The following is a 23,890-nucleotide window of genomic DNA, read 5'->3' as shown; positions in this document are numbered from 1 at the left end:
GTGCTATCTGCCTGAGAGTGCCAGGGACGCACCTTCTGCCCTATAGATTTTGCCAGCTTTGAATTTAATCATCTTGCAAAATTGTCGGGATGGACAGCCATTTTCCTTCATCCCCTCATAAGCTCATCCTGCCTGATCGCAATCCTCGCTAAAGAGCAAGTTGCACGACACTTCCCTGCATGAGGGTATCCATGATTTTGGGGGCATTCCATTTACTACCGGCTGATATTCTTCCAGGGCGAGTTATCAAAGAATATCGGTATTCGCCATATCAATTCGATTCAATGGTGAGCACGCACAGCTCACGCATTATCCATATTCCAAATAATCATTTATACCTGCTATTTATTGGACGGATATTAGCTGCGCCCCTATCATTTATCCATCAACTCTTCTCAAATTTTTCGAAAGATAAGCATGAAAGCACTGACCATTCGTCAATTTGGCCTGCTATCGGCAGCCAGCCTGGATGAAGTTCCAGTCCCAACTTTAGCGGCCCATCAAGTTTTAGTACGCATCACAGCAGCGTCAGTGAATCCGCTGGATTTAAAAATTCTGGCAGGCCAAAAGCAGGCGGCATTTCCCGTGAATTTTCCTTACACATTGGGGACTGACTTTGCAGGCATTGTTGAAACTACCAGTGACGGCATTACTGGTTTCAAGCATGGCGATCGCGTGGCTGGTCGTCTGAATCCGACTGCTGGTGGCGCATTTGCAGAATATACCGCCGTACCAGCGGAACTCCTGTGCCATATCCCGGCCAGCGTCAGTGATGAGCAGGCAAGTGCCTTGCCAACTGCGGCAGGAACTGCCAGGCAGGCCCTGTTCAGTGTTGGCAAATTAATGCAAGGACAGCACGTCCTCATCCATGCTGGCGCTGGCGGCGTCGGCAGTTTTGCGGTGCAACTTGCCAAGCAGGCAGGTGCCTATGTTATCGCCACAGCCTCTGCCCGCAACGCGGACCTGATACGCGAACTCGGAGCCGATGTCGTCCTGGACTATCACGATGAAGAACTCCTGCAACATCTCCAGGGCATGCATCTGGTACTGGATACTCGTGGGGGCGAAACCCTGGAACGCTCCTGGGCAACAGTCCGGCCAGGAGGAACGATAGTATCCATCGTTGATAACACCATCCAGCCACGCAATGCCATTCAGGGTGTTTTCACCGCAATCAAACATGATGCATCCATCTTGTCAGATCTGCTGAAAGAAGTTGACGCTAAACGCCTGCGCGTACAACTCGACTCGACTCATATTCTGGAGTTGGCGCATGACGCCCTTGAGCGGGTAGCCGCCGGCCATTCCCGTGGCAAGGTCGTCATCAGCATCGGAACCTGAACATATCAAGTAACCATGATCAATCCCTAAATGAGCCAACATACTTAGCCTACCTACCATGACCAAGATTACCCGCTTCATCCTTACACTTACTATCTTCGCCAGTGCATTTACCACCCATGCTGCCAAAGCAGATGATGACCGCGCTGTTGTCGAAGCGTTCTACAGCAAACTATTGAGCGGCACCACCAGCGCCGATCTGCCAGCCAGAATGGAAGAAGTGCTTGCGCCTGACTGGCAAAGCAGAGGCGACTATGCCAGCGTCGCAAAAACACGCGACCAATTTTTAAAACAACTACAGGGCACCGGTAGCATCGTTCCTAACCTCACCTGGAAGATTGAAGAAATTCTTCATATTGGCAACCGCTATGTTGTCCGCGGGCACGCAAGTGCAAAACCTGTGCGGCCATTCCTGGGAGTGGAACCATCCGACCGCAGCTTCAACATCATGTCCATCGACATTCATACCGTCGAAAACCACAAGATCGTCAAGTCATATCATGTCGAAGACTGGCATGGCGCGATTGAACAACTCAAAACCAAGTAATCACCAGGAGGAAATTTCGTGAAAAAAATCAAACTCGCTGCTCTCTTCCTGGCTACTTCGATGGCGTCTACCTTCGCCGCCCCAATTGCGTTCGCGGCAAATAGTGATATTTCAAAAGAAAAAATAGTCAGTCTCGCCAACATCACTGAGGTCAGCCCTGGTGTGCATGTGATCGAAGACAGACAGCACATTTTCCTGGTGCCCAATGTCACTATCATCACTGGCAAGGATGCTGTCCTGATCGTTGATACTGGCCTTGGTACAGCAAGCGCTGAGCTCGTGTTGCAAGAAGCACGCAGACTGGCAGGTAACAAAAAAATGTATCTGACTGTCACGCACTTTCATCCCGAACACGGTTTCGGTGCGCAAGTTTTCAAGGGCCAGGCGACCATCATCTACAACCGCGCTCAACGTGATGAATTACTGAAAAAAGGGCCCATTTTCCGAACACTTTTCTCTGAAAAACTGGCCGTCAGCGAAGCAATGAAAGATGTGAATTTCGTAGAACCGGATATTACTTACGACAATGAAGCGTCGATTGATCTTGGTGGCCGCGTGGTAAAGCTCCATTACTACCAGGCTGCGCACACGCTCGGAGACCAGGTTATCTCGATTCCAGAACAAGGGGTTGTGATATTAGGTGATCTGCTGGAAACAAACTCTTTCCCTATCATGCCCTGGTTTCCCGATCTGCAAGACACTGATGTCGATCCTTTGAACTGGCGCGAGATTTTTCGCAAGGTCGCCGCTAGCAATCCTAAAATCGTCATTCCTGGACACGGCAACATAGGTACCCGAGCAGACCTGGACGCGTCAGCACAGCATATGGATTTCGCCCGTGAAGAGGTGATCAAGCTATGTACCGCTGGTAAGCTCCTTCCTGATATCCAGAAAGAGTTAACACCCGTCCTGACAGCCCAACACCCCGACTGGGACCTGAAGGACTGGATAGGCATGGAAATTCAGGTGTACTACGAGCGTCTGTGTCGCAAGTAACATTAAAGGGCGAGGGAATCTCTGGTCAAGTGAAGCGAACAACTTTAGTTCAGGTTCTGATGCGCAATCATCTGATCAGCGCTTCCCCCATTTCTTTATGCCGCAAAGCGGGTGGGTCTCAGGCTATCGTTGTGAAACTCGCTTCGATTATTTGATACACTCGCTTTCAACAACAAGCTTTTAGAACATGCCTGATACCCTGCCCCGGTCATCTGCGACGACTTCACAACAGCCTAGCGGATACCTACCTATAAAGCATAGATGAAATATGGATTTTCACGGGATAGACCTCAATCTGCTTGCTGCCTTTGACGCCCTTGTCAACGAACGCAATGTCACACGCGCAGCAGCCCATGTCGGTGTTAGCCAGCCAGCGATGAGCGCGGCATTATCTCGTCTGCGCACGCTTTTCAATGATCAGTTATTCCTGCGCAGTGCACATGGTCTGCTGCTGACGCCAAAAGCCAGAGATCTGGCGGAGCCAGTCTCTCAGGCGCTCAAACAGATAGAGCAAGCTCTGCTACCGAAGCCACATTTTGAACCAGCAAAGGCGTCAATAACATTCACACTCGGTCTGTCTGAATACCCTGCTTTTGTCTTGCTTCCTATCATTGTTAAAGCTATGGAAAAACATGGAAAAGGATTATCCCTGGCCGTGCATGGTATCGGCAGTCGCGACAGTGCAGTCGACTTGCTGGATGCAGGAACGATAGACCTCGCAGTTGGTGCGCCTCCCACCGTTGCAGAAAAGCGGATATTGACCCGGACAATCATGTATGACGAATTCATTACTATTGTCCGTCGCGACCATCCAGAGGTGACAGACGGCATGAATATGCAAACTTTCCTCAAGCTAACTCATTTGCTGGTATCGCCAGAAGGTGACCGCTATGGCATGGTCGATCAAGCGTTAGGACATCTGGGCAAGCGCCGCACATTAGGGCTCACATTACCACACATGTTTGCGGCACCCTCCGTAGTCGCACAGACAGACCTGGTGGCGACAGTGATGAAACGCATTGCCAGGCAATCGCGCGACTGGCGCAAACTGGCTGTTTTTACACCTCCCGTTGCCATGCCAACGATCAGCTATGATCTGATGTGGCATAAACGCAATGATATGCATCCAGCACAGCAATGGTTGCGAGAACAAATTGCTTTATTGGCATCTGCACTTTGACAAGGCTGTAGTGCTGATTGAACCTCGCGGCATATCAGTATTACTTTGTAGTCCTACGCCATTCTCCACCTATATCAATAGTAGTTTGTTGATTTGATCATAGTTTGACAGATCGAAACCCACACTTATGGTGCTTGCTTTATTTTAAACGAAACCCCATCTGCTGCCCCACAAACCCATCAAACGCCTGCAATAGCGGCTGGTATTTTTCCTCATCCTGCTCCAGTTGCATCAGCGCATAACAGGTGGCCTCCAGCGTTGATAACTGGTCAGGCGCATGGGCTTTGCGGATGCGGTAGTGAGAGGCAGGCATGTTTTGCAGGCTCAGTCGCGGAAGTTGCTGCAAGACTGGGTTGAGGTATAACATCTTGCGACTCTTGCGCCAGGTAGCATCGATAATCACCAGCCGCAAATTCGCCAGCGCGTAATCTTGCAAGACAAATTCTGGTGCCTCATGTTGCAGGTCAACCGCTTCATTTTGCGTGGTTGCCGGATAAAGCAAGACGGCTTGCTTGCCATTTGCTTGCAACAGGCCGGTCAATAATTGTTCATCAAATTGCTCAGCTTCAAGCATTCTCGAATCTTGCAGGCACAAGTCCAACAGGCGTGCGCTGCCCTTGGCATTATTCACTTCCAGTGGATGTTGCAATACCAATACTTCTGGCGTATTGGCAATACTGCAAATCCAGTTGCATATGCAGGCACTGGCCGGGCGGAAACAGCGTGGACAGGTTTTTCTTTGGGGCTTGGGTTCTGGCATGCCAACATTGTGAAGGATTGTTATTTAAGCGGCAAGCCTTGACTGCACACAAGCAAGCATGGATAGCTTCGTCTATCATGAACAAATACTTTTGACGCAACATTGACGAAATATTGACGCAACAACCAGTCTTATGAAACTCCCAACTCTCCTTGTAGCATGCTTGTTACTGGCTACCAGTGCCTGCGGCGGCGGTGGTAGCTCTACTGCCGCAACCACTACTGGTACGACTACCTCGGGTACAACTACCGGCACTACCACAGGTACAGGAACAAATACAGGTACCACAACGGGAACCGGTACCGGGACTAGCACAGGTACAACGACTGGTACAGGAACTACGACCGGCACTGGAACTACGACTGGTACAGGCACAACTACGGGTACGGGCACAACGACAGGCACCACCGTCGTTACTCTGGAGAAAAAAGCTGCTGCTCTGGTTGCCAAGTTGGGCAAGTCCAGCCGCTTTCTGGTTGGTCTGGGCAGTGCGGACATGGCAGATATACAAAAGCAAGGCATTACCCCGGATATTTATGATCAATATCTGGTCGGCGTAGGTGCAGGCTCCTGGCCGACATGGAACAGCCCTTCCGGTGCTTATGTGCAAATCGTTGCGCAAAATGCCGACAAGCTGGGTGCTGTTCCCATGTTCACCCTGTATCAGATGGCCAGCAATGGTGACGGTAACCTGAGTGGCTTGACCAATACTGCTTTCATGAAGGGCTATTGGGATAATGTACGTCTGATGTTCCAGCAAATCAAGGCTTACGGCAAACCTGCCCTGGTCAATTTTGAGCCTGACTTTTGGGGTTATACGCAGAGGATATCCAATAATGCCGACCCGGCTACAGTATCAGCACAAGTCAGCAACAATCCAGATTGCAGCAACCAGCCAAATAGTGTCGCCGGTCTTAGTCAATGCCTGATGCAAATGGCTAGAGCGATTGCACCACACGCCTATATCGGCTTCCCCCCTGCCCTGTTTGGCGATTTGCATTCAACAGCCATGTCTTACATGTTGAAACTGGGTGCAGACAAGGCAGATTTCATCGTCATGCAAACCCTGGACAGAGATGGCGGTTGTTTTGAAACTGTACCGCAAGTGTCTTACTGTACGCGCGCTGGCACAGGCTGGTACTGGGATGAGTCCAACCTGACTTCCCCCAATTTCAAGGAACATTTCGCACTGGCCAAGACTTATTATCAGGGCTTGCAATTACCCGTCCTATGGTGGCAAACCCCGCTGGGCGTGCCATCGACTCAAATAGGTGGCTCGTCAGGCAAATACCGCGACAATAAGGTACGGTATTTCCTCACGCATGCATCAGAAATGGTGGCGGTTGGTGGCCTGGGTGCCGTGTTCAGCACAGGTGAAGTGAATCAGACTTCTATCAATACTGACGGCGGGCAGTTCAAGACTTATTCCACAAGTTATCTGGCAAAACCTGCAGCCTTGCCCTGATACTGGATATGCCAGCCTTGCTGACATAGGCTGGCATTTTTCAGTTGATCTCTACCAGTGGTATGTGTTTTTTTCTTCTTACCCTCTGGCACTCTATCGATGGTATTGCCACGGCCTTCCACCAGAGACTACGGATCACAATAGCGAGTCTGCGATACAGTTTTATATTCTGTTCTCAAGGAATAGGCCATGCATCAAAGCCTGGCAAATCAAAAATAGCGATGGCACGGACTGTTTTTTGCATACTCATGATATTTATCCCGGAGTGATGTATTGATGCATCAAATCAGGTTTGCGGCAACTGACTGTTGCGTATGGTTTGCACACTGGTTTGGAATAGTTCATTGAGCTTGCCATCCTTCACGGCTTCCGCGATCCTGGTGGCAGGGACAAGGCTAAAACTAAGCGGCGGTGTGCCAGACTTGAGCAAGATAAATGTTCGCTGATCATCATCATCAATCACCGCCCAGTTCAAGCCTGTTTCTTGTACCAGGGCATCAGCAAATACGATCTCCAGTGCTTGAGTTTCATGCGGTGGAAGTGTCTCAATACCTTTTTGCTGAATTATCGCGGTGATGATTTTCAACTTGCCGTCTATCGTGTCAAACTGTTGTCTTGCCTCTGGCAGACACTGGTCTTTGACCCAACTCCTCAGAGCCTCGGCTTTCAGTATGTCGGCAGTGGAAAAATACTCCAGACTCTGGACTTTGTTTGCAGGCAGCGAAGCGGAAGTCTGGTCTAGTCGCAGGCTCTTGCACTCCAGATAAGCCCAGACAGCCCCAACGACCAGACCCATGGTATGCGCCCAGTTGGCAATTGGGCCAAGCAGCCCTGTCCAGCACAATACAAACCAGGCCAGCATCATGTTGACGGTTGCCTTGCGCATGATGCCATTGAATGCGGGGTCATAACGACCGCGTATCCAGACATAAGAAAACAGCCCGTAAACAACGCCTGACATACCGCCAAATTGCGGGTTACTAGTCAGCAAATATTGCGCAACATTTGAAATGACTGCTGCAACGACGAAAAAACCCAGATAAAAACCTGGCCCTTTTCTATTTTCAATCACGATACCCAGATCCCACACCCACAGCAAATTGAAGATCAGATGCATGGGGCCGAAATGAATGAATGCCGGGGTCAGCAAGCGCCAGATCTGGCCAGAAAAAACACTGGCAAACCCTGACTGGTCAGGGTCGGAGATGAACAGGATACGTAAACTTTCAGCCAAGGTACCAAAACTGGACAACAGCGCGACAAGAGCACTCATTGCAATCAGTGCGATGGATACTATCGAATAGTTTTTAGCTTGCGTCATTGACAATCAGAAAAATCAGCCATTCGTCCATGTTTTGGGTGTGCTCATCCTTGCGAAAGAACCTTGGTTATTAGCGCAACTCTTCTACCAGGCGCAGATTATCTTCAAAATTCCAGATGCGGCGTATTTCGATGACATCGTATTGCGCAGCGATATTAGGTGGGAAGGCTGCGTATTTGGCGTTGAGGCGCACGATACGGCGCACCGCTTCGTCGATGTCGGCTCGGCCGCTTGAACGAACGATGCTGATGTCTTCCACGCTGCCATCGCTACGGATGGAAACCACAACGACAGGGTCGCCACGCGCACGGTCTTTGGCAAGCTGTGAATAATTCAGGCTACCGTTACGCTCTATTTTTTGTTTCCAGCTATCGATGTAAAGACGCAGAGGCACGTCTTTGTCCTGACTGCCAAACAAGCTGCGGCGGCGTGGCTTGTCTTCTGCATCCCTGCTTACTACGGGTGGTGCACCACGCAATAGATCAATACCACGGGCCTGGTCCCTGGCTTTATTGGCCAGGTCACTGCCCAGTATATTCTTAGGCAAACTAAACGGGTCAGACTTGTTACCCTGAGCGGTACCATTGCCTGGGGTAGTAGCACCCGCATTATTTTGCTGGCCTGCGCTTTGACCTGTACTCTGGCCAGGACTAATGCCAGTGCTGGCAGTTTGATTATTGGCTGCGGCCTGAGCTGCCGCTTTGGCGGAGGCGGCTGCCTGTGCCTGCGCTGCGGCATGAGCTGCAGCTTGAGTTTGTGCCTGCGCACGCTGTTCTGCGGCGACTTGCTCCACCCGCTGGCGAGCCGCTTGTTCGTCCGCTTTTTGCCTTGCTACCAGTTCATCTGATTTTTGCTTTGCCAGCTGTTCTTCAGATTTTTGTTTGGCAAGCAGTTCATCCTGTTGCTTTTGGCGGACGGCGGCTTGCTGGCGCTGCTCTTCCTGCTTGCGTTTTTCTGCCTCAAGCGCGACTTGTAGCTCTTTCGCTTGCTGCTCTTTTACTTGTTGTTCTTTTGCTTGCTGCTGTGCCTGCGCCAATTGCTGCGTGCGTTGTTTTTCTTCTTCCTGGCGCTTGCTATCTTCCTGGCTTTTTTGTTCGGCCAGTTTGATTTCTTCAGCCTGTGCGGCTTCGCGTTGGGCGCGCCGGTTTTGTTCTTCTGCTTCCAGTTGTTTTTGCAAGGCTAATGCAGCCGCCTGCTTGCGGTTGGCTTCATCGGCAATTTTACGGCTTTCTTCGTCGAGTTCCTTGCTTATTTGCTGAAGTTCTGCCTTGCCATCTGTAGCCACTTGCCGCGCCAGGTCTTCGGCTTGTTTGCGCATGAGTTCTTCACGCTTCTTGCGTTTTTGCTCTTTTTCGCGGGTTTTTGCCTCCAACTCTTGTGGTGTTTCTTGCTCTACGCCTTCTTGTGTTACAGAGTCATATTGCTTCCTGGGATCAGGTTCTGCATCGGCTTTCTTGGGAATATCGTCAGGATTGGGCACGGCCATGGAGAAGCTGTCATCGCGCTGTATATCCTGGGTAATCACCCTGGCCACATCGGGGGCTTGTACTTTGCGCTGTTGCGCGGCAGGTGGCGTGGTATTGGTTTTGGCCTTGCGAGCAGCACTCGGCCTGGTGGCTGGCTTGCTTTGTGCAGGAACCGGTACAGGGGCCGCCTTTTGCGGCGCAATCAAACGTATGCCTGTCAGGGCAGCCTTGCTTTCTGTCTTGTCGCTGGCAGCAGCCAGTGGTGCAACGGCACTGCTGGCGCTGGCAGGATCAGGCTTGGGCGTCACTTCCCTGGTAGATGGAAGTGGTGGCAAAGGCTTGGCGGGTGTGGGGGTTTCGCTACTTGCCGCAACACTGGCAGGTGCCGCAGCATCAGCCTTACTGGCTGGTGTTGAATTGGCAATCTGTATACTGATTTGCGGCGACTCAGCCCTGCGTTTGGCCCAGGGTGCTTCCAGGCCGGGCATACCCAGGCCAGGCAAGCCAAACTGCAGGGACAGGATAAATGCATGCACTGCGATAGAGATGAGCAATCCGCCAGTCAGGCGTTGCTTGATCTCTTTGGGTATCGTATGTTCAGTTTGGTCTGGATACAGATTCATGCAGCAGGTTTAATCAATTCCTCAGGTTTTGCACAGGCTTATGGCAAAGATTATCGCATGGCCAAAATGCGAAACGTACTTTACCATCTGTATGCATCAAAAAAGTGCTTCAGCATCATAAATTCATCGCCTAAACTTGCTGGACAATCAAAAAGGAGCTGCAAATGAACTCTTCACTACGTATTTGTGTCGCCACTGCCCTGCTCGGTCTGTCAGTCCTTGGCGCACCCAGCATGGCAGAAGTTGTCAATATCAGCAGCAATGGTTTCCTGGTTCGCCATGAAGTGCAATTGAATATACCGCCTGAAGAGGCTTATGAATTGCTGGTGAATGTCGGCAGTTGGTGGAATCCCTCGCATACGTATACTTTGAACACCAAGAACCTGAACATCGATGCCAGACCAGGTGGCTGCTTTTGTGAAAAGTACCCCAATGGTGGCGGTGTCCAGCATATGAGTGTCGTCCATGCTGCGCCGGGCAAAGCCTTGCGCATGACAGGGGCACTTGGGCCTATGCAGGCGCATGGCTTGGCAGGTAGCATGAGCTGGGATTTTATTGCGCAAAAAACGGCAGACAACAACCAGGCATTGAGCAAACTGGTATTAACTTATAGCGTTGGCGGGTATATGACGGGCAGTTTTGACAAAATGGCACCGATGGTAAACGGCATGCTGGGTGAGCAAATCACACGCTACAAGAATCTGGCGAATACCGGCAAGGTCGACTGAGTAGCAAATCTGCCCTCTGGAATGAGTCTTCCATTATCAGCATGACTATGCTGATTTCGTCGTGCGTCTGCCAAATTTGTGTCAAGACAAATATAGCCACTTTGCGTAAGCTGATGCCATTTTCGCATTCATCATAAATCAGGCCGCCCTGCATGCAGGCTTGCCTGATTTGACAAGCCCCTTATCTGGCAAACCCCTTCATAATGGCAAAAACATGAAAAAAATCTCGGTCATCGATTCACACACTGGTGGAGAACCTACGCGCATTATTGTCGATGGCGGCCCTGATCTGGGTACTAGCGACCTGGCTACGCGTCTGCAAGTATTCCGTGACAAATATGATCATTATCGTTCGGCCACTGTTTGCGAACCGCGTGGTTCAGATGTCATCGTTGGCGCACTGGCTTGCGCCCCACATGACCCATCTTGTACTGCTGGCGTGATTTTTTTCAATAATGTTGGCTACCTGGGCATGTGCGGCCACGGCATGATAGGTTTTATCGTCACCCTCGCTTATCAGGGCAATATCACGGCAGGCAAGCACAAGATAGAAACCCCGGTGGGCATCGTAGAGGCAGAACTGCATGCCGATAACACGGTGACGGTACACAATGTACCGGCTTACCGTTATCGCCAGGCAGTGCAAATCGATGTCGCGGGGCATGGACAAGTGAGTGGAGATATTGCCTGGGGCGGCAACTGGTTCTTTTTGATCAACCAGCACGGACAAGAATTGCGCTTGTCGAATGTGGATCAATTGACAGACTTTAGCTGGCGAGTCCGAAAAGCACTGGAAGCCCAAGGCATCACTGGCGAGAACGGCGCATTGATCGACCATGTAGAATTATTTGGTCCACCGATATCAGCCGACAACCACAGCCAGAACTTTGTGCTGTGCCCCGGCAAAGCCTATGACAGGTCCCCCTGCGGCACCGGCACCAGTGCCAAACTGGCTTGTCTGGCAGCGGATAAGAAGCTGGAAGAAGGTCAGGTCTGGCGGCAGGAAAGCATACTCGGCAGCGTCTTCGAAGCCAGCTATCGCTATGCAGAAGATGGCAAGGTCCTGCCCAGCCTGCGGGGCAGCGCCTTTGTCAATGCAGAAGCACAGTTAATGCTCGATGAACGCGACCCCTTTGTCTGGGGCATACGCTAGTCTGCTTGCCGCTTGATACAGTCGATCAAGCGGCATTTCCAGAATCAACGCAAAAAGCGCCCGTCTTTTGACACTACAGTCAGCTCGGCATAATCAGAACCCTGGTGATTATTCTTGCCAAAGGTAACGATAAAGCCATCGAAGTCAGTTCGCCCCATGCCTTCAAGTGCAGTAATCAGGCGTTCGCTGCTGACATCCTTGCCTGCGCGTTTAATGGCTTCAACAAACACCTTAGCATCGAGAAAACCTTCTATACCCAGATAAGAGTATTCTTTCACGCCCATCTTGCTCATGACTTTCTGGTACTCCCGGACCAGCGTGGTAGTCGCAGAAAACGGGAAAGGTAATACTTGTGAAATGATGACGCCGACACCATCCTTGCCAAGGGCATTGATACCTGCCTGCGAGGCCAGTACTGACAAGGCAAAATACTGCATGCCCTTGACCTTCTTGTTATAAGCCTGGATAAAATCACTCGAAGGCTTGCCCGCCGTGATCATGATGATGGATTGCACATCGGCGGCTTCCATTGTGCTGACGGCTTTTTCCAGATCAGATGAGTCACTATTGATGCTGACGGTAGAAGCCAGCTTCAGTTGGCGCTTGCCTGCCGCCTGCTCTATGCCCGCCAAGCCTTCCTTGCCAAAGGCATTATTCTGGAACACCACACCAACTTTCTTGATGCCACGCACACTCAGGTGGTCGATGATTTTTTCAGTCTCGGTAATATAACCAGCGCGGATATTAAAAATGCGGCGATTAAAAGGCTTGCGCACCACTTCAGCACCAGTGACCGGGGCAAAACTCAGTATGTTTGCTTCGTCCAGTAAAGGGATCAAGGCTGTATTGGCTGGCGTGCCCAACATGCCAAACAAGGCGACGGCTTTTTCTTTTTCTATTAATTGCTTCGCATTGGCGATGGATTTAGTGGCGTCATAGGCATCATCCAGAGTGATCAGGCGTATCTTGCGACCATTCACGCCGCCCTGAGAATTGACATAGTCAAAATAAGCTTTGGCACCAGTGGAATGGGCAACGCCAAGTTCAGCCAGGATGCCAGTCAACGCAGTGGATTGGCCGATTACGATGTCATTCGCGTCAGCATGGGCGCTGACGCTGCAGCACAGCATCAAATTCACAAGCAAAAGCCTAGCCATCGCTTTGCAGCGATTCAATTTTAAAAACATGTTGTCTCCAGTTTTTTTCCTCCCGTGCAAGATGCCAGGAGGTGTTTTGATTTTATGACTCAAAGTTAGCACCCGAGACACTGCGTAAAGAATAGAACACATTTTTGTTAAAGATTGTCATTTGAATGACTATCTTGTTAGCAAAAAGAAATATTTCAATTCTCTCAGGTGCGCACCACAACGTCGCGGTACTCACTGGGTGTCATCCCGACTGTCGCCTTGAAAATGCGGGAAAATGCGCTATGGTCTTGATAACCACAGGCAACCGCAATATCAGTGATGCTTAATTGCGATTCGGCCAATAGTGAGGAGGCTGCGTCCAGTCGAATCTTGACCATCATCTGTCTCGGGGTCAGGGAGAATATCTTGTGAAAATTACGTTCCAGTTGCGCCACCGACAAACCTGTCAGCTTGACAAGGTCAGCCATCGCGATGGTTTGCGTATAGTGCTGATGCAGATGTTTTACAGCAGCGGCAATCTTGGCATACACAGGATGACGTTGATCCGGCATGGCCAGGTCACGTGAAATGCCGGTCATGCCTATGATTTGATGACGGGTATCACGTAATGGGATTTTTTGCGTCAGACACCAGCCTGGCGAGCGGTTGGGATAAAGATGTAATTCCAACTGATCATGGATTTCTTTCTTGCCACTCAAGACCAGCGCGTCTTGCGCAGCATAACTGGCGGCCAGCGTCGCCGGAAACAATTCCTCGGCTTTTTTGCCTATCAGGGCATCCTTATCCCGGCCCCCGCAACGCCTGACGAGCGTGTGATTCACCACCAGATAACGACCCTCATTATCCTTGACGAAAAACACGATGTCCGACATGGCATCGAACAGACTTTCAGAAAAAAACACATTCGCCATCTGGCTGGCCATTTGCTGGCGTTTTTCCTGAGCAGGAAAAGTGGTGGCTGGTAGCGTCAATTGGTCAACTCCATATACAAAGGGTAATCAGCATCAATCTTATTGAGATTAAAGTAATTTATAAATATATTTAAATTATATTTATAATGCGTAGCTTATCTCAAAATCCAGTCTAAAATCTACACCTATGCCGAATTCTGCGTAAATCCTCAGCAAACAAGGACAGTCCATGGCAAAATTGGAGGCAGGAATATATTTCTACACATCAAAAAACTGCGAAAGTTATCGAAAAACACGTAGAATTTGATGATTCCAGCTTTTTACAAGGTAATATTCGTATATTAATAGGTAAAATCCATACAAAATACAGAACATGGATATCTGATGCTCGCTACCCCTGAAAAAATACTGACATTCCCTCCCAAGCTGCGTGCAGCCGACGTTGCCTATGACGCCATAGAAAGCATGATCGTCACACTGCAGTTAAAACCCGGCTCTCCCGTAGTCGAGTCTGAACTGGTAGAAAGGACCGGCTTGGGCCGCACACCGCTGCGGGAAGCGTTGATGCGCATGTCCTCGAATGGCCTGATACAGCAAATGCCCAGACGTGGCCTGATCATCAGCGACATCGAAGCCGCCGAGCACATGACGCTGATAGAAACTCGCCGCGTCATCGAACGCCTGATCGGTGCCAGCGCCGCCCGCCGCGCTACACCGCAGCACCGCAAAGACATCATAGAATGCGCCGACAAAATGCTGGTCGCCGCCAAGCGCAATGACCTCAACGACTACATGGCCGCCGACCAGGCCCTCGACCACGTCGTCCACGAAGCCTGCCGCAACCCCTCTGCCGTAGCCGCCGTCATCCCCCTCATCATCAAATGCCGCCGCTTCTGGTACGCCTTCCAGCACGAAGGCGACATAGAAGAAGGCGCCCGCTGCCACATGCTGGTCGCCAAGGCAATCGCCAAAGGCAATGAAGAACAGGCAGCCAAGGCAGCCGATGGCCTCATGGATTACCTGGAGTCGTTTGCGCGTAAGGTGATTGGGTAGGCTTATTATTTAGGTGAGGTAGAAACGCTACACCGTAACCAAAAGAATATGAAACAAGGTCGCAGTGACGTTGCTTTTGACGTTGGAGTTGCTTTTGAAGTCGGGGTTGGTTTTGACTTTCCGCAGTTCCCATGTGTCGACGCCGTTTGTGCGGTACGGAAAATGGATTAAGAAATGCCCGTGTTTGAGCGTAGCGAGTTTCGGACATTTCCCATTTTTTGTACCGTACAAACGGGAACCCCGCAGGGGCGATGACGCCTAGGTCGCCTTTTTGGCACACCTTTTTGGCGAAGCAAAAAGGTGTGTAGCCGCCGGTCTACCACCGGCCTGCAATCGTAGATTAATTACGAATGTATTTGAAAATCAGTTACGCAAAACACTACGAATCTAAAATTAATGTGCTTGCCAGCATGCCACGAACTCTGCTGGAGCAACAGCCTAGTGGATTCCAGCCAAAAACACGCTGGAATGACGTTACTCAGATTGCAACTCAAACTCCAGCCATAGAGTGATGAAGCATCACCTTAAAGAATGCCACAAAACACCCTCAATTGTGCCCAATTCTTCAGCAGCTAAGAGTATAATCTTGCCCCTATGGCATTCCACCCCTTTATTTCCAAACCGAATACCCAAGCAATCGCCCTGTCGACTGTTGCGTACGGCCTGCTGTATTTCGTGTTCATCGCGATGCTAAAAGCATCCATGGCACCAGCAACACTGGTGAATACAGATACCGGTTTATGGGGCAACCAGTTATTTATGACCATCTTTGGTTTTGCCCAGTATCTAGTACCGGGATTGCTGGTGGGATATCTGGCTGAGAAATCGCCGATGATGCATGGGTATCTGTTGGGAATAGCAACAACAGCGCTGGTCTATACCTATGCCAGCTTTGCCTATAGCGACACTCCTGCACAGCTACCCACTTCATATACAGTCTTGTACACCTGCTTTGTTGCGGGAGTCTGGTGCTCGCTTGGCGCAGTCATTGCCGATCATCTCAGAACCCACAAGCAAGAAAAGAAGTAAATCAAGACCAGTCAGGCCGGCGTTTTGCCAGGAAAGCCTGCACACCCTCTTGCGCGGAAGCATCCAGCATATTGCAAGCCATGGTTTGTCCGGCAAGTTGATAAGCTGCTTCGACACCCATTTCCAGCTGTTTATAGAATAACTGTTTGCCCATGCTGATGGCGATAGCAGGCTTGGCTACAATGCTGGCAGCCAGTTCTGCAACGCAGGTATCGAGTTGTTCAGTGCTGACGACACGATTGATGAGTCCGCGCTGCATTGCTGCCTGGGCATCAATGAATTCTCCCGTCAACAGCATTTCCATGGCCTGCTTGCGCGAGACGTTACGAGACAAGGCAACTGCCGGTGTAGAGCAAAACAGGCCAACACTGACGCCAGACACGGCAAAGCTGGCATTGTCGCTGGCAACAGCCAGGTCACACATGACGACCAACTGACAACCTGCTGCTGTAGCCAAGCCATGCACACGGGCAATGACTGGTTGGGGTAATTTCTGGATAGCCAGCATAAGCTTGCTGCATTGCTGGAACAGACTCTTGTAATACGCTTCCGAGGAATTAGCCTGCATTTGCTTCAGGTCATGGCCAGCGCAAAACGCCTTGCCAGCAGCAGCCAGCACAACTACCCGCACGCTCTCGTCGGCAGCAATGGCCTTAAATTCAGTCTGCAGGGCAACCAGCATTTCTTCCGACAGAGGGTTGAAGCGTTCGCCACGGTTCAGTGTCAGCGTAGTGACGCCAGTTGCGTCGCTACGCAATACGAAAGGCGTGTCTGCCTGTAGACTCATTCTGCGTCTTCCTGTTCTGGCTCCATGCCAGTTTGCACACTCTTGCCCTGTCCCAGCAAAATCGGAGGAACATAAGTCGCCAGCAAATGCTCGCGGCTGGCCGGGGTTTCCAGACTCACACGTCCTAACGCACCACTGCGGTAATCAAGCAACAGTGTGTGGGAAGCCTTCTCATAATCCCAATCACCACCTTTGAGCTTATAGCCACGTTTTTTGGCCACGCCTTCTATGACCGAGACCGCATCTATGCCGTCAACCGGAAAGCCATAGCGAGCAGTGATGAATTGTGGATAATGAATCAGCAATTGCTCTGCCAAAAAAGTCGCAATTTCTTCTTCTATCAGGGCATTCACACCGACTGCATGACTGGCAGCCAGCATCAGACCATCCGTAGGATGTTCTATCTTGGGCCAAAGCATACCGGGAGTGTCTGTCAGGATCATGTTCTTGCCCAGGTAAAGGCGCTGCTGGGTCTTGGTCACGGCTGGTTCATCACCGACATTGGCAACACGCTTTTTGAGCAGGGCATTCATCAAGGTCGATTTACCGACGTTGGGTATGCCCATGATCATCATGCGCAGCGGCTTGGTAGGTACGCCGCGATGCGGTGCCAGCTTCAGTGCCAGGCCTGGCACTTTGGCAACATCAGACGGCTTTTTGCAGCTCAGGGCAACGGCGAACACACCTTTTTGGGCATTGTAGAAATCCAGCCATGCCTTGGTGGCATTCGGGTCAGCCAGGTCAGACTTGTTCAAGATTTTCAGGCAAGGGCGCTGGCGAAAGTTGCGCAGCGACTCAACCATGGGGTTGCAAGAGGCTTGAGGAATGCGGGCATCCTGCACTTCTATCACCAGGTCGGTGTTTTCCATGGTTTCCGCCGCCTTCTTGCGGGCGGCGTTCATGTGGCCGGGGAACCATTGTATGGACATGCTTATTCTTCTTTTTAGCAAAAACAAAGCGATATTGTACGGAACTCTGCCCTGCTTGCGCCGGATTTTGCTTCCTACATCGGAAAACCACCCTATTTAAGCACCAATTTTATCAGATTGACATCCTGAATGCAGCAAGGAAGTCAGGATTTTAATCATCAGAGATAATTGAATGGCATTCTCCGGGTTACTATGTATGGAGGCTTGCTGACCGTTACATAGGACGAAAATTTTGTACAAACGATTCTTGCTGAGTATCTTGACTGTGCTGTTTGCAAGCGAAGTCTGGGCTAGCGACGTTGCACCCCGTGTCAACAGCAGTACGCCGCAATGTGCCGACTTTTTGCAAAAACTGGGCAAAAAACCTGCTGCCCTGATTTTCTTGGGATGTAAGCCCGCGATGGATGCACAAATACACACCCTGCTGGCCAGTTACAAAACCAAGGGGAGTGAGGCAGCACAAATAGAGCGCTATCTGATACTGCACACCAGAATGCAGCCACTACACCGTGTCTGCTGCATCTGGGAAAACCGCAATAGCCCTGCGCATGGCAAGGGTAGTGGCCAGCTAGTCAGCCAAACTGAATTCAATTACCGGATCAGCATGGGGACCACTGAAAATTTGATCAGTCAACGGAAAGATTGGGCAAAAATAGACTGGTTTTATGTCAGCGTTGAACTGGCACTGGAATCACCTTGAACCGTACTTGATTGAAGGCAGGAATCCAAGCTTATTTCTTTTGCACTTGCCCAGCGTTTTTTTCATCCAGCTTTTTGACACCTGCTGCCAGGTAATCAGTCAATTCATTCGGTACAGTCAGCGACAACTGGTAGTGCCTGATCTCGAACCCTTTTGCTGTTTGCGCTATCACGCCCGTCGCCTGGCAGATGCCCATCTGGGTTTGTAGTTGCTCATCAAACCAGATAATCTTGCGGTCTTCTGACATACTGATATGGCGGTTAAAGGATTTGAAAGCCCAGGCGGACTGGCGCTCGAAAAAACGCTTGGCCCATACCTTGAATTCATCCCGTGTCCAGCGTTCGGTCTTGTCCGTGCCTATGTAGATACCGTCTTTTGCAATCTTGTCAAAATACTGCAGACGTGCGTGTGCGGCATCGTCATGCCATTCATCGATAAAATGGGTCACTTTCTCTGCAAGTACGGTCATGTCTTCAGTCGCAAATGCATGTGCTGGCAGCATAATGAAGCTCACTGCAGAGCTCAAAGTAATGACTTTTAAAATTTTTATCAGCATGATATCTCCTTTGAAAAACCTCATGAAAGCCATTGACGTCGCCCTGTATCCGAAGTGTTAAAATAAACAGCTTTATGTCAATATTCAATGGAGAATGGGCGAATGAAGTACTTGCTAAATAGTTTGCTTACTTTTTTTTGCTTTGCATTTCCTGCTCACGCACAAAAACTGGCCATCACATCAACAGGAGCAGATTTTCAGCAATTTTGGGCACAAGCAAACGGCAAGGATCTGGCAGAGCAAGAAGAATTATGGTTACAGTTTGAGCGCAAGTACGCAGATGTCTACGAACAATTGCTGCCAGATTTAACAACTTCAGACGGCCACACACTATACAAAGAGAAGATACAACACCTGCTTCGAACCTTGCCAGTAACCGAAAAAACTATATTCCAGCTCTACGCTAATGCAGAAAAACTCACAGCATCACAAGGTGAGCGGTTCAAACGTCAATTTCCTGATATGCAGGATGGCATGCAGATTATTTTCTTGCCTACACTGGGGATCAATGGCGCACAAAGATACCTGAAGTCCAAGGATGCATGGGTGCTTATTATTGGTGTTGATCGTATCGCCGAAACCGGGGAGTCTCTCGACGTATTATTTTCACATGAATTCTTTCATTTGTATCTGTCCCAAAAAATTTCTCATCTGAAGTCCGGTTCTTCCATGGCATCACCTTTGTGGCATGAGGGGCTGGCAACATATGTCAGCAAAATGCTGAATCCCGAGTCCACGTTGTCACAGCAATTAATGCAGGAAGACTTGGCGGAAGCCTGCATTGAAAACAACATCAAGACGTGGGCAAAAGATTACTCCACAATCATGATGTTGAAACCGCAAGGCAAGCAGTATGCCGACTGGTTCAGAGTCATCAGCAGCCAGGATATCAAACGCCGTGGCTATTGCCTTGGCCTCCGTGCTGTCAGCAAAATAGCCGAAACACATAGCATCATGGAAATGACAACCTGGGGTGAATCCAGTTTCGCCCCAAAACTCCAGCAAGCACTTATAAATCTATCTCATTAGCAATCCAGAGATGCGCGCAATTCATCTTTGCGCGCCAGGATAAATTTAATCGGCAGCTTATCGTGGATTCTGTTGAAATTCTCTTGTAGCAAAAACCACGTATCCAAAAGATGAATGGGCCGGTAGGGGATTATTCCCAAATTCTGCCATATGCCCATACTTTATATTCCGCACTCCCCCGTCCGGCATACACGAGCAATCCCCCTTCGCCAACAAAAAACGGGTCTACATCTGCAGTTTCTATGCTGAACGCAGTGTCTTTATAAGCGCATTGTTCTGCATCCTCTGGTGAGTCATCCTTAGAAATAAAGTCATCATCGTGAAATAGATCGCAATCTGCAGTCTTTTTATCGACGATTTCACCGTTTTTAATTGTTAACTGGTAACCTACTTCCGCATCGTAACCAAACAGCTCAAAAGCAACGTTTGCATCTTTCGTCTTCCATAACGGCGCTAAACTACCCAAATTAGCTTGCTTGGCTGGTGAACTGGCAAGCAAATATATGGCGTTAATCGAATTCACGCTTTTCCAGCCGAAAGAAGACCGATACTCTTCCGCTTCGTCTTCTGGATAGTCTGGCACGATTCCAGAGAACAGGAATGCAGGAAGGCCTGAAAATATCAGTTTAAAATTTGGATACTCTTGCCATTGCTCACAAAACCCAATATTAGCAGCTACCATCACTGAATGATCAGATTTGCTGATCCTGGCAACTGGCTTATAAGTGCCTTCCCCGTTCGGTCCATTGGGAACCAGAATCAGATCACCGACCTTGATCGTATCTATACGCCGCAGACCATCTTTGGTATGAATTAGCGTACCACCTGCAAAACCGCCTGATGTATTCATTGATACTTCTGGAGAATCAAGATTCATATATATTTCCTCAAAAAAATGCGTTCATCGCATTCAACTCTTCTGCACCTGGGATTTTTCCTGGCTACATATCGTCAACAAGAACCGTATGACTCAGCCACGTAGGGCATAGAGACGCGAGTAAGCTTGAAGCGCAGAAATTAGGGTTCTGACGATTAGGGCGGCGCAAGCAGCACATAGTGTGGCACTCGCATTTCAGCACAGAACACCATCTACTCGCTTGCGCTGTATTCAAAATCGCCTACTTCATATTCGCGCTCGCTGATGACATGGATTGTGGAATCCACACTACTGAAGTGCGCGAATTTCGAACAAATAATAACTGATTTTTTTCATGCTGAGTTATGAACAAATTCTGCACTTATTTGGAAAATAAATTCTTTCGTTTCGGAAATTTGATGTCAAGGTTTACCGCTGAAGTAAAGACACCTGTATCAGTCCAAGAAGGCGATAGGTATCGAATTCGCGGAGCAATTGATAAGTCTTGTTTGACGAAACTTGCGGACTTTCTGTCGACCGTCAACTGGTTGACGCAAGGATTCGCGCTTGATGACTTTAGCATCAACATTTAAAGAGGGGAGGATCAGGGCTGCGCGGCCAAATAATCTGTGCGCGTTATACGGTAAATCAGGCTGGCGGCTTCGCCTGGCACATCCGTCACTTCTGAGTATAGCTGCATGCCGATTTTTTCCAGGGTGCGGCGCGAGGGCGTATTAGCGGGCCTGACCAGGCCATACACAGCATCCTCAGCCAGCACCACGAAGGAGGCATGCAAGGCTGCCATGGCCATTTCCGTGGCATAGCCCTTGCCCCAAGTGTGGGCTGCAAAACGGAAATAAAGATTCAAACCACTGAAGTCACCTATCTGCTTGCGCATGACGCCACCAAAACCCAACACCTGATCTGGTTCGTCTATAGAGCAGACTGTCCAGTAACCAAAACGCTGGCGCTCCCATGAACCTGCCCAATCATCCAGCAATACCCTGGTGGTTTCGCGTGATCTGGGGCCAGTAGGATTATGGATATTGGTGGCAGGGTCACCATGGATGATGGCAGCGCTGTCTATGTCGCTGCGTTCCAGTTTGCGCAATAACAGGCGCTGCGTTTTCAGCGGACTCAGGCTACTGTAATTAATCATGCATCAATCCAGATCAGCCAGGACTTTGAGATGCGCGACTACGCTACGTCCCAGGGCTGACAGGTTATAGCCGCCTTCCAGGCAACTGACGATGCGTTTATTGGAAAACTCCTGGGCTATCTTCATGATCTCTTTCGTGATCCAGGCATAGTCGGCTTCGACCAGGCCCATCTGCCCCATATCATCTTCACGGTGGGCATCAAAACCGGCCGAGATGAAGATCATTTCTGGCGCAAACTTGCGCAGGGCGGGCAACCACTGCTCGGTAATCAACTGGCGCACGACGTCGCCATAACTATGCGCCGGGACAGGGATATTCACCATATTGCTGGCAGGATGCTCAGTACCGGTGTAGGGATAATAGGGGTGCTGAAAAAAACTCACCATCAGCACCCGTTCATCATTGCGGAAAGCTTCTTCCGTGCCATTGCCATGATGGACATCAAAGTCAACGATGGCAATGCGCTGCAAACCGCGCACTTCCAGTGCATGCTTGGCTGCGACGGCAATATTATTAAACATGCAAAAACCCATGGCTTCGCTGGGCGTGGCGTGATGGCCTGGCGGGCGCACTGCGCAAAAGGCATTTTCCACTTCGCCATCCAGCACGGCATCGGTCGCGGCGACTGCAGCACCAGCAGCGCGCAGCGAGGCACGCCAGGTATAAGCATTCAATGAGGTATCAGCATCCAGCGGAAAATGGCTGTACTCCGATTTTTCGGAAGGACAGTTCTCCCGTATCCGGTAGATGGCATCGGCAGTGTGCACACGTGCCAGGTGCGCCTCCGAGGCTTGCGGTGCATCGCGGTGATCAAGCAAAGTACTGATGCGGCTGGCGATCAATTGATCGTCTATGGCTTGCAAACGATCCGGTGATTCCGGATGCCAGGAGCCCATTTCATGGCGCTTGCAATCAGCATGGGTGTAATACGCAGTTGTCATGTCTCTGTGCCAGAACTGCCACATATCCAGCCTGGCAGACAGCTGCCAGCGCATAAAAATGTGATATTTGTTCTGCTTATCTTATCTGTCTTATTATCAGTTTCACCCTATTTGCCTGAATTTGCAAATCCGTTTGTCTGAATCTTTTCACCAGGAGCAACAGTTTTTGACATTTCGGTTTACACTGTGGGCACAGAAATTTGACAATTCATGAACCTGATCTTCCCAGTTCAGGTATGCACTTCTTGAATTTCAGGCAACAACAAACACAGCTCAGCAAGGAAGAACATGTTTTCCAAAGTACATAAAGTAGCAAAACAGGTCAACAGCGTCATCATAGGCAAAGAGCAGCAAATCAGACAGGCACTGGTTTGCTTGCTGGCAGGCGGCCATTTATTGATAGAAGATTTGCCTGGCGTGGGCAAGACAACGCTGGCGCATGCCCTGGCGATTTCCCTGGGCTTGAAATTCAACCGCCTGCAATTCACCAGTGATCTGCTGCCAGCTGATGTAGTTGGGATATCGATTTTCGACAGGGAAAAGTCACAATTTATTTTCCATCCCGGCCCCATCTTTGCCCAGGTCTTGCTTGCCGATGAAATCAACCGTGCCACGCCCAAGACACAATCGTCCTTGCTCGAAGCCATGGAAGAAAGACAAGTTTCGGTAGAGGGACAAACCCGCAACCTGCCCAAGCCCTTTTTTGTCATCGCCACCCAAAACCCGGCACATCAGGTCGGCACTTTTGCCTTGCCTGAATCGCAGCTGGACCGGTTTTTGATGTGCCTGTCGCTGGGTTATCCTGATGCCGCGGCTGAACGTGCATTGTTGCTGGGCGAAGACAGGCGCAGCCTGCTGGCCCAACTACCTGCCGTCATGCAGGCCGAAGAATTGATGGAAGCCCAGCAGCAACTGAAAAAAATCCATACATCTGCGCCGCTGATCGATTATGTGCAATCGCTGGCCCATGCCACGCGTCAGGGTGATCTGTTTGCCGAGGGCATGAGCCCGCGCGCCTCTATCGCCCTGTTGCAAGCTGCCCGCGCCTGGGCTGCCATGGAAGGTCGTGACCACGTCTTGCCAGAGGATGTGCAGGCGATCCTGATCCCCGTGATTGCGCACAGGCTGCGCCCACTAAAATCAATGACGGGCAAAGTCAGTGCCAGCAGCGAATTGCTGGCGCAATTGATGAAACGTGTCAGCGTCTGATC

General features: G+C 50.2%; 23 protein-coding genes. 12 read left to right on the top strand and 11 right to left on the bottom strand.

All coding sequences use genetic code 11. The annotated features are described in order from the left end of the window. The first annotated feature begins 417 nt into the window (after positions 1-417). The 4 genes from Q8K39_RS17900 (at position 418) to Q8K39_RS17885 (ending at position 4,064) form a co-directional block, all read left to right on the top strand. Positions 418-1,341: an NADP-dependent oxidoreductase gene (locus Q8K39_RS17900; RefSeq protein WP_305262329.1), complete on the top strand. Its 924-nt coding sequence runs from the start codon at positions 418-420 to the stop codon at positions 1,339-1,341. 58 nt (positions 1,342-1,399) lie between these two features. Continuing rightward, positions 1,400-1,888 (top strand): ester cyclase, encoded by a 489-nt coding sequence (locus Q8K39_RS17895; RefSeq protein ID WP_305262327.1) that lies wholly within the window; start codon positions 1,400-1,402, stop codon positions 1,886-1,888. Positions 1,889-1,906: 18 nt separating this feature from the next. Then, positions 1,907-2,884, top strand: coding sequence for an MBL fold metallo-hydrolase (locus Q8K39_RS17890; RefSeq protein ID WP_305262325.1), 978 nt, complete (start codon positions 1,907-1,909; stop codon positions 2,882-2,884). Positions 2,885-3,152: 268 nt separating this feature from the next. After that, positions 3,153-4,064, top strand: a complete 912-nt coding sequence (locus Q8K39_RS17885; protein WP_305262324.1) for a LysR family transcriptional regulator — start codon at positions 3,153-3,155, stop codon at positions 4,062-4,064. A 139-nt stretch (positions 4,065-4,203) separates the two neighbouring features. On the opposite strand, the gene Q8K39_RS17880 is transcribed toward Q8K39_RS17885, so the two are convergent. Next, positions 4,204-4,824 carry a tRNA-uridine aminocarboxypropyltransferase gene (locus Q8K39_RS17880; protein WP_305262322.1) on the bottom strand — a complete coding sequence of 207 codons (621 nt, stop codon included), beginning with the start codon at positions 4,822-4,824 and terminating at the stop codon, positions 4,204-4,206. A gap of 163 nt (positions 4,825-4,987) precedes the next feature. Here Q8K39_RS17880 and Q8K39_RS17875 point away from each other — a divergent pair, with 163 nt between their 5' ends. Then, entirely contained in the window at positions 4,988-6,289 is a 1,302-nt protein-coding gene (locus tag Q8K39_RS17875) for a hypothetical protein (RefSeq protein ID WP_305262320.1), read from the top strand. A gap of 286 nt (positions 6,290-6,575) precedes the next feature. Here the strand turns inward: Q8K39_RS17875 and Q8K39_RS17870 are convergent, their stop codons facing one another. Further along, positions 6,576-7,610, bottom strand: coding sequence for a rhomboid family intramembrane serine protease (locus tag Q8K39_RS17870; protein ID WP_305262318.1), 1,035 nt, complete (start codon positions 7,608-7,610; stop codon positions 6,576-6,578). 70 nt (positions 7,611-7,680) lie between these two features. Then, a complete protein-coding gene (locus tag Q8K39_RS17865; RefSeq protein WP_305262316.1) occupies positions 7,681-9,699 on the bottom strand; it encodes a TonB family protein in 2,019 nt (672 codons plus the stop codon). A gap of 164 nt (positions 9,700-9,863) precedes the next feature. Between Q8K39_RS17865 and Q8K39_RS17860 the strand changes: the two genes are divergently transcribed. Both Q8K39_RS17860 and Q8K39_RS17855 read left to right on the top strand, forming a co-directional pair. Further along, complete coding sequence (locus Q8K39_RS17860; RefSeq protein ID WP_305262314.1) at positions 9,864-10,427, top strand: hypothetical protein; 564 nt, start codon at positions 9,864-9,866, stop codon at positions 10,425-10,427. Between the two features lie 214 nt (positions 10,428-10,641). After that, positions 10,642-11,580, top strand: coding sequence for a 4-hydroxyproline epimerase (locus Q8K39_RS17855; protein WP_305262313.1), 939 nt, complete (start codon positions 10,642-10,644; stop codon positions 11,578-11,580). A gap of 44 nt (positions 11,581-11,624) precedes the next feature. Here the strand turns inward: Q8K39_RS17855 and Q8K39_RS17850 are convergent, their stop codons facing one another. Both Q8K39_RS17850 and Q8K39_RS17845 read right to left on the bottom strand, forming a co-directional pair. Beyond that, positions 11,625-12,767, bottom strand: a complete 1,143-nt coding sequence (locus tag Q8K39_RS17850) for an ABC transporter substrate-binding protein (RefSeq protein ID WP_305262312.1) — start codon at positions 12,765-12,767, stop codon at positions 11,625-11,627. Positions 12,768-12,931: 164 nt separating this feature from the next. Next, positions 12,932-13,699: an AraC family transcriptional regulator gene (locus tag Q8K39_RS17845; protein ID WP_230413638.1), complete on the bottom strand. Its 768-nt coding sequence runs from the start codon at positions 13,697-13,699 to the stop codon at positions 12,932-12,934. A 324-nt stretch (positions 13,700-14,023) separates the two neighbouring features. Here Q8K39_RS17845 and Q8K39_RS17840 point away from each other — a divergent pair, with 324 nt between their 5' ends. After that, positions 14,024-14,692 carry a GntR family transcriptional regulator gene (locus Q8K39_RS17840; RefSeq protein WP_186952963.1) on the top strand — a complete coding sequence of 223 codons (669 nt, stop codon included), beginning with the start codon at positions 14,024-14,026 and terminating at the stop codon, positions 14,690-14,692. A gap of 594 nt (positions 14,693-15,286) precedes the next feature. After that, positions 15,287-15,721: a hypothetical protein gene (locus Q8K39_RS17835; protein WP_305262308.1), complete on the top strand. Its 435-nt coding sequence runs from the start codon at positions 15,287-15,289 to the stop codon at positions 15,719-15,721. Position 15,722: 1 nt separating this feature from the next. On the opposite strand, the gene Q8K39_RS17830 is transcribed toward Q8K39_RS17835, so the two are convergent. Both Q8K39_RS17830 and ylqF read right to left on the bottom strand, forming a co-directional pair. Then, entirely contained in the window at positions 15,723-16,508 is a 786-nt protein-coding gene (locus tag Q8K39_RS17830) for an enoyl-CoA hydratase (RefSeq protein ID WP_305262306.1), read from the bottom strand. Beyond that, positions 16,505-17,437 (bottom strand): ribosome biogenesis GTPase YlqF, encoded by a 933-nt coding sequence (ylqF, locus tag Q8K39_RS17825; protein WP_186952957.1) that lies wholly within the window; start codon positions 17,435-17,437, stop codon positions 16,505-16,507. The genes Q8K39_RS17830 and ylqF overlap by 4 nt, the downstream gene beginning before the upstream one ends. A gap of 232 nt (positions 17,438-17,669) precedes the next feature. On the opposite strand from ylqF, the gene Q8K39_RS17820 reads away from it, so the two are divergent. Further along, positions 17,670-18,137 carry a DUF4952 domain-containing protein gene (locus Q8K39_RS17820; RefSeq protein ID WP_305262303.1) on the top strand — a complete coding sequence of 156 codons (468 nt, stop codon included), beginning with the start codon at positions 17,670-17,672 and terminating at the stop codon, positions 18,135-18,137. A 31-nt stretch (positions 18,138-18,168) separates the two neighbouring features. Here the strand turns inward: Q8K39_RS17820 and Q8K39_RS17815 are convergent, their stop codons facing one another. Next, a complete protein-coding gene (locus Q8K39_RS17815) occupies positions 18,169-18,693 on the bottom strand; it encodes a nuclear transport factor 2 family protein (protein WP_305262301.1) in 525 nt (174 codons plus the stop codon). Between the two features lie 102 nt (positions 18,694-18,795). Here Q8K39_RS17815 and Q8K39_RS17810 point away from each other — a divergent pair, with 102 nt between their 5' ends. Further along, complete coding sequence (locus Q8K39_RS17810) at positions 18,796-19,722, top strand: hypothetical protein (RefSeq protein ID WP_305262299.1); 927 nt, start codon at positions 18,796-18,798, stop codon at positions 19,720-19,722. A 130-nt stretch (positions 19,723-19,852) separates the two neighbouring features. Here the strand turns inward: Q8K39_RS17810 and Q8K39_RS17805 are convergent, their stop codons facing one another. From Q8K39_RS17805 to Q8K39_RS17795, 3 genes are all read right to left on the bottom strand, one after another. After that, complete coding sequence (locus Q8K39_RS17805) at positions 19,853-20,599, bottom strand: hypothetical protein (RefSeq protein WP_305262297.1); 747 nt, start codon at positions 20,597-20,599, stop codon at positions 19,853-19,855. Positions 20,600-21,182: 583 nt separating this feature from the next. Beyond that, a complete protein-coding gene (locus Q8K39_RS17800) occupies positions 21,183-21,737 on the bottom strand; it encodes a GNAT family N-acetyltransferase (RefSeq protein ID WP_305262295.1) in 555 nt (184 codons plus the stop codon). A gap of 3 nt (positions 21,738-21,740) precedes the next feature. After that, positions 21,741-22,679, bottom strand: coding sequence for a histone deacetylase family protein (locus tag Q8K39_RS17795; RefSeq protein ID WP_305262508.1), 939 nt, complete (start codon positions 22,677-22,679; stop codon positions 21,741-21,743). Between the two features lie 288 nt (positions 22,680-22,967). Here Q8K39_RS17795 and Q8K39_RS17790 point away from each other — a divergent pair, with 288 nt between their 5' ends. After that, a complete protein-coding gene (locus Q8K39_RS17790) occupies positions 22,968-23,888 on the top strand; it encodes a MoxR family ATPase (RefSeq protein ID WP_305262293.1) in 921 nt (306 codons plus the stop codon). Positions 23,889-23,890: the final 2 nt, after the last annotated feature.

The organism is Undibacterium sp. (genome assembly GCF_030683615.1).
In the GTDB taxonomy this organism is placed as follows: Bacteria; Pseudomonadota; Gammaproteobacteria; order Burkholderiales; family Burkholderiaceae_D; genus Undibacterium; species Undibacterium umbellatum.
Note: the sequence above shows the minus strand (reverse complement) of the source record. Positions and strands in the feature narration are given on the sequence as shown.